The following is a 14037-nucleotide window of genomic DNA, read 5'->3' on the forward strand; positions in this document are numbered from 1 at the left end:
GAGCACTAACGTGCTCTGATTTCAACCAGTTCAACGCGCCGGTTCAAACTGCGGCCAGCTTCATTCCGGTTGCTGGCAATTGGCGCCATCATGCCAGCCCCGGAGGCTTGTAACCGGGCCGAGTCGACGTTATGCCGTTGTTGTAAGTAGCTGACCACTGCTGTTGCACGTTGTAGTGAAAGCCTGAGGTTGTAGTCAAAGTCACCAACATCATCAGTATGGCCAACTACCAGCAGCCTCAACTCAGCTTGTTCCTGCAGCAAGGTAGCGATGGTACTCAGGCTGTCGGCAGATTCTGGCAAAATCTCATCGCTGTCAAATGCAAAGAGTATATCCTGAATGGCAACACGGCCACTTTCTATCAGACTGTCTGCCATTTCGTTCGATGTCAGTGGCCGGTGCTCCATACTGACTTCCATGGCTTCTTCGGTCACTACATTAACAGTCACACCAGTACCGCGAGGGTTGTTACCGGCAAATAGGTAAGTAGAAACACTGACCGTAAGTGCTTCAGCTGGCTTTTGCGCCAAGATGTAATAAACATTTTGCCGAACCTGAATTGGGCCATTGGCAGCGAGGTGCCGGTGTTGAGTCAGGAAGTTAGCACTGCGTCCGGCGCTTACCAGCTCATCACCCTCACCACTAAACAGGATGTCAAAACCCTGCTCTTCCAGCGTATGAAGATAACTTCGATGTACCCGCAAAGGACTGATATCAGGATCTGTGAACTCATAGATCATTCTCAGGTGCTCGCCTTCTACAGCCAGATCGTCTGAGTAGGCTCTGGTTCTTAAGTCCAGTGCTCCTGCCGGTAGCATGACTTGTGCAAAATCGTCTCTTTCAAAAGTACGAATAAATGAACCTGCGACTCGTTTCACCGCCGGATGATCACCAGCGCCGTCGGCGTCCTGGCGGTTATCAGCCTTAGCGCCATAACTGAATAGGAGTAGTCCGGTCAGCGCAATAATTAAAGGTAAAAGTAAAGGGCGTTTTGAATAGGAGTATCTAAATGACATCATGCAATCTTCCTTGGTTTGGTCATTATTGCTGAATTATCTAATACAGCTGTATAAATAATAAGCATACACACTATCGTCGCTGGTATCAAAGGCAAAGGGGGAAGAGCTGATTAATACGCCTGCGTTTTATCCATGCCCGATAACACGGTACCGGAACTTCGAGACCGCATTGTTGTAACTGCACTTTGCAGTAACACTCACAACAGGATCTTGTTAAAGCCTTTTAGCCCCTGCTCCAGGGTCGTTTGCAGGTCGTCGGTGTGATCTCTTTCAACAAAAGCATGCTGCAAACCCGCCAGGCTGCTTTGTGCTGCGATGGGGGCAAAATCAATGATGCCTTGGCCAAGATCTGCAAAGCCACCATCGGCAGCCATATCTTTTAAGTGCCAGAGCGGGAAGCGGCCGGGATGCTGCCGGAAGAGGGATGGCATATCGACCTGCATTTTGGCGGCCCAGTAAATATCCAGTTCCATTTTAAGGCTGTCTGCACTGGTTTGCTGCAGCAATACCTCATAAGGTGTGGTGCCGTTGGTTGGTACAAATTCAAAGTCATGATTGTGGTAGGCAAGTTGTACCCCTGCTGCCTGAAACTGTTCACCAATCCGGTTTAACTGCTCTGCCAGGGACAGGTAGCTGCTTAGCCCATCGGCACGCTCATGATCGTGCAGGTAGGCAAGCACCACGTAGCTATGCCCCAAGGTCAGTGCTTCTTCCAAAATTTTGCTGGGTGAACTTAGTAAGGGCTGCAACTGGATATGCCCGGCTGGTGCACGGAGCTTAAAGTCTGTTAACCATGTGGCGAGGGTGCTGGCGGGGTGATCGAACAGGCCGGCAAACTCTACCTCTTGGTAACCAAGATCTGCAATCAGCTGAAAGGTGCTGCGAGCATCTTGCTGCATCAGCTCCCGGACGGTATATAACTGCAAACCGGGTCGAAAGCGCTGGCCAGCAAATGCCAGGCCAGGCAGCATGGCGGTGCTGACGATTAAACCTGAGCCCGCCACTAGTTTTAAAAAGTGGCGACGAGCCGCATTTTGGGGCGCAGTTGCTTTAGGCATGTGCTGCTCCTATGTCGAATACAGACCGTGCTGAGCGGTGTCGTTATTGGCAATGTTTTACGCTTTGCTCAACAGCTTTAAACTCCTTGACTAATGTAGCGGCTTTTACCATGCTGAGCGAATAATTAATTTTTCGAAGGCATGGATAACGATGTTTGGTGTAAAAAAATTACGCTTGGAAAATGAGTCATTACAGCAAGAAATTGCTTCATTAAAGCAAATCAGCGTCGCTGTCAGTGCCGAGATGTTGCGGTTGGATTTAACCAGCAATGGTCAGGTTGTATCCGTAAATCAGAACTTTGAGCAGGAGATTGGCCTTTCAGGTACGCAAGTACAAGGAAAGCCTATGAAAGAACTGGTCCCTGCAGCGCTTCGTAGTACGGATCATTACAAGAAACTGGTCGCGGCTCTCAGTGAAGGCAAAGTCTGGATCGGTGCCTGGCAAATTGCAAATGCCAATGGTCAGCAATTTTGGTTGCGCGCTGCTGTGTGCCCGGTAAGGAACCTGGATGACAAGCTGGAGCGTTTTGAAGTCTATGCAACGAATTTAACCCGAACCATTGAAGCATCGCATCAGTTTGAAAGTGTGATAAAAGCGATGCTGCGCTCGACCGCTATGATTGAGTTTGATATGGATGGCCATGTGTTAACTGCCAACGATCTGTTCTTAAATGCTATGGGGTATCGGTTGGAAGACATTAAAGGCAAGCATCACCGGATGTTTTGTGCGCCTGAAATATACAATCACAAAGATTATCAACAGTTCTGGCAACGTTTACGCAGTGGTCAGTTTTTTTCAGAGCGTTACGCTCGTGTTGACAGTGCTGGCAGAGAAGTGTGGCTGCAAGCCTCTTACAACCCGATCAAAAATGTGCAGGGTGAGTACCACAAGGTGGTTAAGTTTGCCACTTTGATTACGGATGAAGTCGAGCAAGAGCGTGACGTGACCGCCACCGCAAAGGTTGCTTTTGACAGCTCCAGGCAAACGGATAGCAGCACTCAGGAAGGGATCAGGGTGGTGAGTGAGACCGCTGCGATGCTGCAACAGCTTGAAGTAGAGATGGGGAAAGCAGCTGAAATTATTCATGGTCTGGATAAGCAATCTGAAGTGATTGGGACCATTATTCAAAGCATTAGTAGCATTGCGGATCAAACCAACCTGCTGGCACTGAATGCTGCTATTGAGGCTGCCAGAGCCGGTGAGCAAGGACGGGGGTTTGCCGTGGTCGCGGATGAAGTTCGGCAACTGGCCTCCCGCACCAGCGCAGCCACGGTCGAAATTGTGGATGTAGTCGGTAAAAACCAGCAGTTGGCTGCAAGTGCGGTCGAGTTAATACAAGGCAGCCAGGCACAAACCCAGGAAGTGACTGAGCTGGTCAACCAGGCAAGAGCCGTGATTGACCAAATCCAAAGCAACGCACAAAACGTGGTAGATGCAGTAACGAAGCTTTCCCAAAGATTACAGCACTAGGTTGAACTGGTCGGGGTCTTTAGAAAGGCCTCGACTTGCCTAAACGGTATAATCGGCTGTGATTATTGGATTGGAAACCTCAAACATGAACATTCGTTTTGCTACCCATGACGACTTCGAACAGATTTGGCCAATTTTTCATGCCATTGCGGCAGCAGGCGAAACCTATGCCTTTGCCAGAGACATCAGTAAAGAGGAAGCCAGGCAGCTGTGGCTGCTAACGCCACGGCAAACCTTTGTGGCGGAAGAGGGGGGCCAAATCCTGGGCACTTACTATTTGAAAACCAACCAGGCTGGGCCTGGCAGCCATGTCTGCAATTGTGGTTACATGGTGGCAGAAACTGCCAGGGGGCGAGGGTTGGCAAGTGCCATGTGTTTGCACTCACAGCAGGTAGCCAAAGAGTTGGGCTATCTGGCGATGCAGTTCAATTTTGTAGCATCGAGCAATCAAGGTGCGATACGACTTTGGCAGAAGCTGGGCTTTGCCGTTGTTGGTACATTGCCCCGCGCATTCAACCATCCTGAGCTTGGCTTTATTGATGCGCTGGTCATGTATAAATGGTTGGCAGATTAAGCCTGCACGTCTGGCTGTAGCCTGGTATTTCTGTTCGAGCTGAGCGGGCTCACAACAGATTCATCACCGCGACTGCGGGCAGTACGGTCTATGCACTATGCAGCCACACGCAAAACTGCCTGGCAGCTTTACGTGTGGCCTGATGCTTAAAACCTGGCACTGACACCGGCAAAGATGCGACGGCCAAAGTGGTTAATCCGGAATGGGGCACCATCATCGCCAACTTCCGCTTTTGCTTTGGCGTCACCTAAATTGACCACCTGCAGCATGGCCGTAAAGTTTTCATTGATCCGGTAGGAGATATTGGTATCAATCTGGCCGTAACCACTTTGATACCAACGATGCTCACCTATGATACCGGCGTAGTAACGGTCGCGGTAATTGTAGGAGATCCGGGCCGACCAATCGCCTTCATCGTAATAAACCGTTGCGTTGTAGGTATGGCGCGAGTTGTTGGGAAGCTCTTTGCCTTCTTCATTCATTTTGGCATCGGCATAGGTGTAGTTGGCCAGGGCACCAAAGCCGTTGCCAAAATTATGCTGCAGGTTTAACTCGATGCCCTGATTCACCCCTCCTTCGGTATTCACCGGCGTGCGCAGGTTGTACTCATCCAGATTGTTGTTCTCATCGGGTAGCATCACCGGGAAGTACTGCTCGTCGATGTAGGAGCTGATATCCTTGTAGAAATAGGCAACAGATACAATGGATGCACTGGTGAAGTAATATTCAGCCGATAGATCGTACTGATTGGCCCGATACGGATCCAGGTGCGGATTGCCCTGGAAGCCCGGGTTGGGTGGATTGTGGAATGCAGTCTTACGGTAACCACGACGGCTGGTGAGTAAGTCGTAGTCTGGCCGGGAGATAACTTTGGCAGCAGCAAAGCGCAGGATGATATCTTCCTCCAGGCTGTAACTCAGGTTCAGGCTTGGCAAGATATCGTCGTAGCTGCGTTCCACCACCACGGGAGTCCAGACCCAGGATTCCGGAGCCCAGGGGAATTGCATCCAAAAATCATAGCCTTCACTGGTTTGCTCGGTGCGGGCATAGCGCACACCGATGTTACCGCGCAGCTTATCGATAGCAAAATTACCCTGCAGGTAGGCATTGCCAATATTTTCAGTCAGGTCAAAGGCATACTCCATATGATCGTACTCACGCAGTGGCGTGGTATCCGCCGTCCATTGCTGCCAGGCGGCGTGATTAAATTGATAGAGTGCATGCTGCTCTGTGCCCCGGGCAAAAAAGTCCTGAATTAAGCTGCCATCGGTAAACTGGCTTAAGCGGGCTGCGCCAAGATCATCCGGGTGCCAGACCACTTTAAACAAACCTGAGGTTTTGTTGTGGGCGCGGTATTTTACCCCTGCATCAATGGAGGTAAACCAGCCGCCACTCAGTTGGTAATTCAAATCGGCCTGGAAGTAGCTTTCTTTCTGGGTGTTGGAAATTAGATTACGGTGGGTATAGAGGCCATTGTAATCGGCCGGCATTAAGCTATCGTCAAAGCGATAGGAAACATCGCCACCGGCAATGCTAAAGTCTGCAGCAGCGGCGGCCTGAAACTCTACCTGATCATCTTTGATATCCCCTTTGGCGCGGGTAAAACCAAACTGGAAGGATAAGGTGTAGTTGTCCGCCGAGTACTCTGCTTGTAAATCATGCACCCGGGTTTCATAGCCCCCTAAATGATAATTGGCTGTGTACAACGCCTCTTTCTCCCAATTGACATCATTGTCATTTGGCAACACCCGGCCATCGGTAATCAGGTTGCCAACTGCGTTGCTAAACTGGATATCATTGGGGCTGCCAATTAAGTAGGCACCATTGGCAACCGAATAGTTCTCTTGATCAACTTTGGAATATAAATTGTTGAATGTAAACGACCAGGCAGCGGTTGGCGCGTATTGGAATGCCGCTGTCAGGGTGGTGAGATCGCGGGCTGATTCATAGCGCGATGCCCGGGCTTCGGCTGGAGCAAAATAGGTCATCTCATCGCGCACAACACGGCTTAAACCACCGGTGAATTTGCTGTCGCGCTGAATGTTGTTTTCTTTATAAACGGCACTGACATTAAAGCCGAAGTCTTCGTTATCGTTTTTCCAGGAATAAAAGCCAGAAAGCAGTGGACTGGTCTTGTTGCTGCTATCCTGATAGGCCATTCGGGCCGATAAAGCTAAAAAGTTACTCTCTAGCTCCAGTGGATTGCGGGTACGGACAATGACAGTGCCTCCAAGTGAGCCTTCATCAATTTTAGCCTGGGCTGATTTATGCACCTCCAGCGTTTGAATCACTTCGGCCGGAAGCAAGGAGTAATTAAAGCCGCGTGATGGCGTCAGGATAGAGGTTGAAGCCGTTGCCGAAGCGACATTCTGACCATTCAGTAATGTCAGGTTCAAATGGGGGGCGGTGCCTCGAATGCTGACCCGGTCGCTTTCACCGTCGCTTTTTTCCACCTGAACACCGCTGATGCGGGCCAGTGAGTCTGCCACGGTTTGATCCGGGAACTTGCCTACATCTTCTGCCGTGACTGCATCGACAATAACGTCTGAGAATCGCTTGATATTGAGGTTACGCTCTTGCGAGGCGGCAAAGCCTCTGACCTGTATCCGTTCAACCCCGTCTTCTTCTGCCGTATCAGCTGTTGCCAGGCTTGAGCAGGCTAACAGCACAGACGCACTAACTATGGAAACCCTGAATCCTGTTGATGTATGCATGTTGTCTCCCTGTGTTTGCTCTTTGTGTTTTATGAATAATAGATTTTTATATAAACTGCCATGAATGAATAATTGATTATTTTTCGGCCGTTGTCAAATGGCACGGCCAGTTTTTTAACCAGACTGACCGTCTAAGAGGGGGCTAAGAGGGCGAAAGCTGTCTGTTCTGTGGCTTCCTGTTTAGTAACATCAGTGACTTATACCTTCCAGAACCAGCCCTTTTTGTACATCCAGTGCATGACCAGATAGGACATGGCTAAAAAGAGCAGGGCATAAGCAAGCGAGCCATTGTAGCTGCCCAAAAGTGGCTGCAACAGATCACCATAGAGCAGGCTTTGCACGGAACGATCACCCAAGGGTACTAAGCCGAACAGGCGGGCCATCACACCGGCAAACATAAAAAAAGCAATGGCATTGGCACCAAAGACAACAAAAGGCGCCGTCCAGCGGCGGTAGTTATGCCGATCAATCAGCCAGAGACAAATCGCCAGTATGACCAACGCGAAACCTGTACTCAGCAACACGTAGCTTGGGGTCCAGAGTGGTTTATTGATGGGGAGGATGTTACTGAGTAATTCCGCCAGTACTATCAGGATCAGACCAGAGCCTGCCAGTACCAAAATTTTCTGGTTTAAGGTGGCTTTACTGTGCAGATACTGTGCCGCTATGACGCCAGTCAGGCAACTGCTGATAGCCGGCAAGGTGCTGAGTAAGCCTTCCGGATCGGAAGCGAAGGGCTGACTGTCGGTATAAAGATGCTTAGCGCCAAATACCAGGGTATCAAGCCAGGCAGCCAGGTTGTTGCCGGGTACTAGCTCGCCCTGGTAACGAACACCCTCCGCATCGCTGTAGGGTACCCACAACAGCAGCAGGCTGTATAGCAGGCAAAGTCCGATGGCCCAGCCGGGGTAATGACGTCTGGGACAATACAGTACGATCAGCAGGGTGGCAAAGTAAACGACTCCTAGCCGTTGCAAGACGCCTGGGATCCGCATTTCCAGCAAGCGGTCGGTCAGCCAGTTAAACGACGGGTCGCGGAAATTGTAGTAAAACAGTGCGAGAAACCAGCCCAGCAGAATCAGCTTGAGCATGCGCTTAGCGCCATGGCGTACTATGGCCGCTTTGTCCACCCCTCGTGCCTGCTGTGCTCCGACCGATAACAGGATCGATACCCCAACAATAAAGACGAAGAATGGAAAGATTAAATCCGTAGCTGTCCAGCCATGCCAATCGGCATGTTTCAGGGGCGCATAGATGGCTCCCCAACTGCCGGGATTATTCACCAGAATCATGGCCGTAATGGTCAGGCCCCGAAAGGTGTCGATGGCCAGTAACCGGTTAGCAGGCAGAGCAGACAAAATACTGTCGGCATAGTTGCTCAATCGTTGAAACATGCTGAAAGCCTCCTAATCCAGGCTGACTGGCAGCCTTCCTTCTGGCTGTGCCTGCCCGGTCAGAACGCGTGCCAATGCAGCAAAGGCCGGGCCTGTTATCCGTTGCTGGTTATCACTCTGCTCCAGATGGGTGTTATAGCCGTATACGGCCAGCACTGTATCAGCATCTTTTGCCAGCGATGTAATATCGTAAGGTGTTCGCAGGCTCACAAAAATCACCTGTTGCCCGGCCGCTTTCGCTTGTGCGATCAACTGCGGCAACAACTGCTGCTGTTGCTGTGGATTTAAACGCTCACCTGATGTTGGTTGCTGATCGTACATGCCACCAAACTCCACCAGGCTGGCCGCTGGCACAATACTACCAACCAGCACTGCATCTGTATGCTGTAGTTGGCTGTTGAATGCAGCTGCATGGTAGTCATCCAGCGATAGGCAAGTGCTGCGAAGGGATGGGCGCGCCTGGGTCAATTCATGGTGCAATGCCATGCAACCAGAACGTTCGGGCATCACTAAGAGCAGGTTGGTGATCTGCTCATCCAGTGGGATCTGGTCACCGCGTACCACAGTGATGGCTGCTTCTGCCAGTTGCTGCTCTATCAACCGATGCTCCGCATTACCAAGTAAAGTCTGTGCCCTGCTGATGCTTTGATCGATATCCGCGGAGAGCGCCTCTGCCAACTGATAGTGCTGTTTGTACTGGCGGATACGCTCGGCAGACTGGCGAATTTCAGTCGCGGAAAGCTCGCCACTGTGCACCGCAGCGACGACAGCATCGATCAGCCGACTTAAACCGCTCAGCTCGTCAGGGTGGTGCAAGCGGATGGGCATCAGCGCAATATCAGCACCAGCCCGAAAGGTTTCGATCAGCGCTTGAGTGGGGCTGAAAAAGTGACTGATCCCCGCCATATCGAGCGCATCGGTGACAATCAGGCCTTGAAAACCCAGCTCGTTTCGGAGCAAGTCGGTTAGGATGGCCCGTGATAAGGTCGCCGGCCGGTATTGGCTGTTGCCCTGAGTGTCTGTCAGGGTGCTGTTATCCAGCGCCGGGAACTGAATATGGGCCGTCATGATCATGGCTGGATCACCATGGGCAATGCCATAACGAAATGGCAACAGCTCGACCGCATCAATACGGCTGCGTGGATGGCTTACTTTGGGTAAACCATGATGACTATCAACATGGGTATCACCGTGGCCAGGGAAATGCTTTAAGGTGGCCAGCACCCCTTGTTGCTGCATTGCGACTAGCTGGGCCAGTCCAAGTTCTGCCACCAGTTGCGGATCTTCGCTGTAAGAGCGGACGTTGATCACCGGGTTAGCCGGGTTGTTGTTCACATCTACGGTGGGAGCAAAGTTCAGGTTGATGCCCAAGGCTTTTAATTCTGCCCCAAGCACCTTACCACTTTGCCTGGCGAAGTGGGTGCCATAGGCTGGGTAGGTAGCTCCTATGGCCATATTGCCGGTAAAGGCGGTGCTGTGCTCACGCGGTGTTCTGAAAACCCGGCCTCCTTCCTGGTCTATGCCGATAAAGAGCGGTTGTGCTGAGCTGCTTTGTTGTGCTGCTTGCTGCAGTTGCTGGTTGAGTTGAATAATCTGTTCAATGCTTTGCAGGTTTTCCCGGAACAGGATGACGCCACCAATGGCGTGTTCGCTGATAAGGCGTTGGATGTCATCTGGCAAGCTTGTTACTGGTGTGCGGCAGTGATCTGCAGCGGTACCATCATCACAGAAGTAGCGGATGTCGATCATGAGCTTCTGTGCGATATCTGCACGCAATTGTGCTTCTGTGTAGGCTTTACTGCATGCGGTTAGCGACACCAGTGCGAGCAGTATGCTTGCAGCGACGAGTTGTATAGGCAAACTCAGAAAGTTGGCTTGTTTCAAGGTTTCCTCCAGACGATACCGAAATGAATCACTACCTAGTCACTTGACTTGCGTAATCAATTATTCTTTAATGCGTTAAGAATATAGTATAAAAGATTACGTAAGTACACAGAACAAAGGCAAGGTGATCATGACATCTCAATTCGATTGGCCAGATTGGCTGGCTTTCTGCGTTTATATAGCACTGATGTCATTCACTGGCTGGTATTTTAGTCAGCGCACGTCGAATAATGCCAGAGATTACTTTCTTGCCGGAAACTCAATGCCCATCTGGATGGTGGCTGTCTCTGTACTGGCCACCTCGCAATCGGCTGCTACCTTTCTAGGGGGACCAGATCAAGGGTTCCGGGGGGATTTCAGTTACTTAATGACCAATATTGGAGCCTTTATTGCGGCTTATGTGGTCGCAGTTGCTTTAATTCCCCGTTTTTATCAGTACAAAGTAGGTACCGTGTACGAGTTGCTCGAACAACGTTTTGGTGCAAGCTCCAAATCACAAGCCAGTGTGCTGTACTTATTCGGGCGTGTGTTTGCCAGCGGTGCCCGCTTGTATATGGCGGGTATTGCAGTTTCAATGATTCTGTTCGCCGATATTGCGGCCGGTAGTGTGATTTTGTCCATCCTGTTACTGACCATGGCGGGCTTGGCCTATTCGTTTGTCGGGGGGATCCGCTCAGTGATTTACAGCGATGTGATTCAGTGCATCGTGTATGTTTCTGCTGCCCTGGCAGTGATAGTGTCATTATTGTATGCCATCCCAGCAGATTTCACGCAAATTATGGATGCATTGGCGCATCCGCATGATCGTGAGTTATCAAAATTAACCCTGTTTGACTTTCGGCTGGACTTTACCTCCGCCGGGGTTTTTACCTTTTGGTCCGCACTGATTGGCTTTACCTTGCTCAATATTGCTGCATTTGGACTGGATCAGGACATTACTCAGCGGATGTTGTCGTGCAAAGATGCGAAAAGTGGTTCAAAAGCCTTGCTCTGGTCCATTGTGATGGTGATCCCGGTGATGCTGTTGTTTATTTTTATTGGCATGTTGCTGTACATCTTTTATCTGCGGCCGGATCTGATGTTAAGCGAAGGTGGGACTATGTCGGACAGCTTCTCCGGCGAAAAAATAACGGTCTTTATGTCTTATGTATTGCATGAAATGCCAAGTGGGGTGCGTGGCCTTGTCACTATTGGGGTGGTGGCTGCGGCTTTGTCAACCATCAACTCCGGGTTAAATGCGATGTCATCGGTGCTGGTGCAGGATCTTTACCGGCCCTGGTTAGAAAAGCAAAAGCAGGGCGGTTCGAAGGCTCAGCCTGCAGAAAAACATTATGTGTTCGCAGGGCAGGCCGGTATGACTCTGAGTGCCTTAGCTCTTTCAGGCATGGCCATTATCTGCTTTTACTGGCAAAAAAGCTCGGATATGCCATTGCTGGCTTTTGCGCTGAGCGTGATGGTATTTTCCTACAGTGGGTTATTGGGCGTGTATTTCACCGCGTTATTTACCAATCGAGGCAGCAAAACCAGTGTCACCTGGGCCTTTATTGCCGGTTTTATGGTGCCTTTGGCACTGCAGCCATACACTTTGCAAGCATACCTGCCTGAGAGCTGGCGCTTTGATCTGGGATTCACCTGGCAATTATGCATTGGCACGCTCATCGCGTTCTTTATCTGCGTCGCTGCGAAGCCTTGCCGTGATCAGCAGCAACAATGGAAGCTGGCTGAACAAAGGGTTTAAGCCGTTTGGCTATAAAGATTTTTATTGAAACATTTGAACGTAAGGTAAGAGCAGTGAATGATCATATAGAGCTGGTGAATGAGCTGGAGCAGTTAGTTTCAGAAAGCCGGAACCCGTACACCTTGGATTTGGATGAGCTGGGATCTTTGGCACTGCTGGAAACCATTAATGCGGAAGACCATCGTATTGCCCCAGCGATTAAAGCGGTCTTGCCGCAGATTGCAGAGGCAGTCGACCATATTGTGGATGCCTTCCAGCACGGTGGGCGTCTGGTCTATCTTGGTGCCGGAACCAGCGGACGTTTAGGTGTGCTGGATGCCGTTGAGTGTCCGCCAACCTTTAGCGTGTCGCCCGAGCAGGTCATTGGCATTATTGCCGGTGGCGATGCGGCCATTCATAAAGCGGTGGAAGGAGCCGAGGATGATGGCAATCTTGGTATCGCAGATTTAAAGCGAATCGATTTCAGTGCCAAGGATGTTCTGGTAGGAATTGCGGCCAGTGGTCGTACTCCTTATGTGACCCATGCTTTGACGTATGCACGTGAGCTGGGAGCGGCCACAGTCGCGCTAACCTGTAATCCGGGCTCTGCCGTCACCCGCTGTGCTGCGATCAGCATTTGTCCTGTGGTTGGCCCTGAAGTGCTGACGGGATCAACCCGGATGAAGTCGGGAACGGCCCAAAAAATGGTGCTGAATATGCTGACTACAGCCAGTATGGTCCGCTGTGGTAAGGTGTATCAAAACCTGATGGTGGATGTGAGTGCCAGCAATCAAAAACTCTATGCCAGGGCAGTAAGAATTGTGGCTGAAGCAACCGGCTGCACTTTGCAAGAGGCCAGTGAAGCGGTGCAAAAAACCGGTCATCAAACCAAACTGGCTATTTTACATCTTGTCACTGGGCTGGATATCCGCAGCGGGCAACAATTACTGGAGAAACATCATGGCCGGTTACGCAGTGCCATACTGGAGGTCAATCATGGTTAAAACGATCGCATCTTGTGTGGTGATGTTGCTGCTTGCATCTTGCAGTCCCGCGCCTTCGCAGCCAGATACGCACGAAGAGAAACTGGTGCTCGGCGTTGAACAAGCGGAGCGGTTTTTGCCGCTGTTGGCCGGTAAGCGCGTCGGATTGGTGGTGAACCAGACATCCATGCATCAACAACAGCATCTGGTGGATTACTTACTAAGCCAGCAGGTCAGGGTGCAGCGTATCTTTGCCCCAGAGCATGGCTTTCGGGGCGATCATGATGCCGGTGCTCATGTCGCCGCTGGTATAGATACCGCGACTGGCGTAGAGATTTACTCCATTTATGGCAGTTCAAGAAAGCCATCTGAGGCTGCAATGAGCGATTTGGATGTGGTGCTGTTCGATATTCAGGATGTTGGAGCCCGCTTTTATACCTACATCAGTTCTATGCACTATATGATGGAAGCGGCCAGTGAGCGGGGTATTCCTTTTATTGTACTAGACAGACCAAATCCAAATGGTGAATTTGTCGATGGGCCATTGCTTGACGAAAAGTTTCGCTCTTTTGTTGGCATGCATCGCATTCCACTGTTGCACGGTATGACGGTGGCTGAGCTGGCACAGATGATCCTTGGGGAAGGCTGGCTGGATACCAGTAGTCCACTGGAGCTGCACCTGGTACCCATGCTGAATTACCAACGAACCATGCGCTATGAGCTGCCGGTTCGGCCAAGCCCCAACTTGCCGAACCACCAATCCATTCGTGCTTATGCTTCCCTCTGCTTTTTTGAAGCGACTCCGGTCAGTGAAGGGCGTGGTACCGATTTTCCTTTTCAGGTCATTGGCCATCCAACACTGTATGTGTCGGACAGTGAGCCCCCTTTCTCGTTTACGCCTCGCTCCATTCCTGGTGCGGCAAGTCATCCTAAGTTTAAAGATCAAAGGGTTTACGGCCAGGACCTGCGGCAGACACCGGTTGAAGGATTGCAATTAAGTTACCTGATCCAGTGGCATCAGGTATTTGCGGAAGCAGGTGAGCCTTTTTTCACGGCGGCTGACTTTATGGATAAGCTGGCTGGCACGGATAGGCTACGGCTTGCTATTGAGCAAGGGCTATCTGAGGATGAAATTAAAGCAAGTTGGCAGGCTGATCTGACTGAATTTAAGCAAAACCGTGCGCCGTATTTGCTTTATCCTTAACAGTGAATCTGATTCTTTG

Annotated in this window: 10 protein-coding genes; 5 read left to right on the forward strand and 5 right to left on the reverse strand. The window is 50.7% G+C overall.

The window, feature by feature from the left end:
• Positions 1 to 5: 5 nt before the first annotated feature.
• On the reverse strand, positions 6 to 1019 hold the full coding sequence (locus tag QWF21_RS13505) for an OmpA family protein (protein ID WP_330088576.1): 1014 nt from the start codon (positions 1017 to 1019) through the stop codon (positions 6 to 8).
• A 197-nt stretch (positions 1020 to 1216) separates the two neighbouring features.
• Positions 1217 to 2077 carry a sugar phosphate isomerase/epimerase family protein gene (locus QWF21_RS13510; protein WP_330088577.1) on the reverse strand — a complete coding sequence of 287 codons (861 nt, stop codon included), beginning with the start codon at positions 2075 to 2077 and terminating at the stop codon, positions 1217 to 1219.
• 151 nt (positions 2078 to 2228) lie between these two features.
• Here QWF21_RS13510 and QWF21_RS13515 point away from each other — a divergent pair, with 151 nt between their 5' ends.
• On the forward strand, positions 2229 to 3548 hold the full coding sequence (locus QWF21_RS13515) for a methyl-accepting chemotaxis protein (protein ID WP_330088578.1): 1320 nt from the start codon (positions 2229 to 2231) through the stop codon (positions 3546 to 3548).
• Positions 3549 to 3633: 85 nt separating this feature from the next.
• Positions 3634 to 4122, forward strand: coding sequence for a GNAT family N-acetyltransferase (locus tag QWF21_RS13520; RefSeq protein ID WP_330088579.1), 489 nt, complete (start codon positions 3634 to 3636; stop codon positions 4120 to 4122).
• 146 nt (positions 4123 to 4268) lie between these two features.
• On the opposite strand, the gene QWF21_RS13525 is transcribed toward QWF21_RS13520, so the two are convergent.
• The 3 genes from QWF21_RS13525 to QWF21_RS13535 form a co-directional block, all read right to left on the reverse strand.
• Positions 4269 to 6836 carry a TonB-dependent receptor gene (locus QWF21_RS13525; RefSeq protein ID WP_330088580.1) on the reverse strand — a complete coding sequence of 856 codons (2568 nt, stop codon included), beginning with the start codon at positions 6834 to 6836 and terminating at the stop codon, positions 4269 to 4271.
• A gap of 197 nt (positions 6837 to 7033) precedes the next feature.
• Positions 7034 to 8230 (reverse strand): acyltransferase family protein, encoded by a 1197-nt coding sequence (locus QWF21_RS13530; protein WP_330088581.1) that lies wholly within the window; start codon positions 8228 to 8230, stop codon positions 7034 to 7036.
• Between the two features lie 12 nt (positions 8231 to 8242).
• Positions 8243 to 9979, reverse strand: coding sequence for a glycoside hydrolase family 3 protein (locus QWF21_RS13535; RefSeq protein ID WP_330088582.1), 1737 nt, complete (start codon positions 9977 to 9979; stop codon positions 8243 to 8245).
• Positions 9980 to 10244: 265 nt separating this feature from the next.
• Here QWF21_RS13535 and QWF21_RS13540 point away from each other — a divergent pair, with 265 nt between their 5' ends.
• Genes QWF21_RS13540 through QWF21_RS13550 form a run of 3 tightly spaced genes read left to right on the forward strand, consistent with a single transcriptional unit; the run spans position 10245 to position 14018 of the window.
• Positions 10245 to 11852 carry a sodium:solute symporter gene (locus QWF21_RS13540; protein WP_330088583.1) on the forward strand — a complete coding sequence of 536 codons (1608 nt, stop codon included), beginning with the start codon at positions 10245 to 10247 and terminating at the stop codon, positions 11850 to 11852.
• Between the two features lie 53 nt (positions 11853 to 11905).
• Positions 11906 to 12835, forward strand: a complete 930-nt coding sequence (gene murQ / locus QWF21_RS13545) for an N-acetylmuramic acid 6-phosphate etherase (RefSeq protein ID WP_330088584.1) — start codon at positions 11906 to 11908, stop codon at positions 12833 to 12835.
• On the forward strand, positions 12828 to 14018 hold the full coding sequence (locus tag QWF21_RS13550; protein WP_407935296.1) for an exo-beta-N-acetylmuramidase NamZ family protein: 1191 nt from the start codon (positions 12828 to 12830) through the stop codon (positions 14016 to 14018). Before murQ ends, QWF21_RS13550 begins: the two co-directional genes overlap by 8 nt.
• The last annotated feature ends 19 nt before the right edge of the window (positions 14019 to 14037 follow it).

The sequence above is a fragment of the Alkalimonas mucilaginosa genome (assembly GCF_036327005.1).
Taxonomy (GTDB): Bacteria; Pseudomonadota; Gammaproteobacteria; order Enterobacterales; family Alteromonadaceae; genus Alkalimonas; species Alkalimonas mucilaginosa.

Coding starts and splice junctions, on each gene's coding strand:
- QWF21_RS13520 (WP_330088579.1), top strand. CDS start 3,634: ATGAACATTCGTTTTGCTACCCATGACGACTTCGAACAGATTTGGCCA.
- QWF21_RS13525 (WP_330088580.1), bottom strand. CDS start 6,836: ATGCATACATCAACAGGATTCAGGGTTTCCATAGTTAGTGCGTCTGTG.
- QWF21_RS13530 (WP_330088581.1), bottom strand. CDS start 8,230: ATGTTTCAACGATTGAGCAACTATGCCGACAGTATTTTGTCTGCTCTG.
- QWF21_RS13510 (WP_330088577.1), bottom strand. CDS start 2,077: ATGCCTAAAGCAACTGCGCCCCAAAATGCGGCTCGTCGCCACTTTTTA.
- QWF21_RS13515 (WP_330088578.1), top strand. CDS start 2,229: ATGTTTGGTGTAAAAAAATTACGCTTGGAAAATGAGTCATTACAGCAA.
- QWF21_RS13540 (WP_330088583.1), top strand. CDS start 10,245: ATGACATCTCAATTCGATTGGCCAGATTGGCTGGCTTTCTGCGTTTAT.
- QWF21_RS13535 (WP_330088582.1), bottom strand. CDS start 9,979: ATGATCGACATCCGCTACTTCTGTGATGATGGTACCGCTGCAGATCAC.
- QWF21_RS13505 (WP_330088576.1), bottom strand. CDS start 1,019: ATGATGTCATTTAGATACTCCTATTCAAAACGCCCTTTACTTTTACCT.
- QWF21_RS13550 (WP_407935296.1), top strand. CDS start 12,828: ATGGTTAAAACGATCGCATCTTGTGTGGTGATGTTGCTGCTTGCATCT.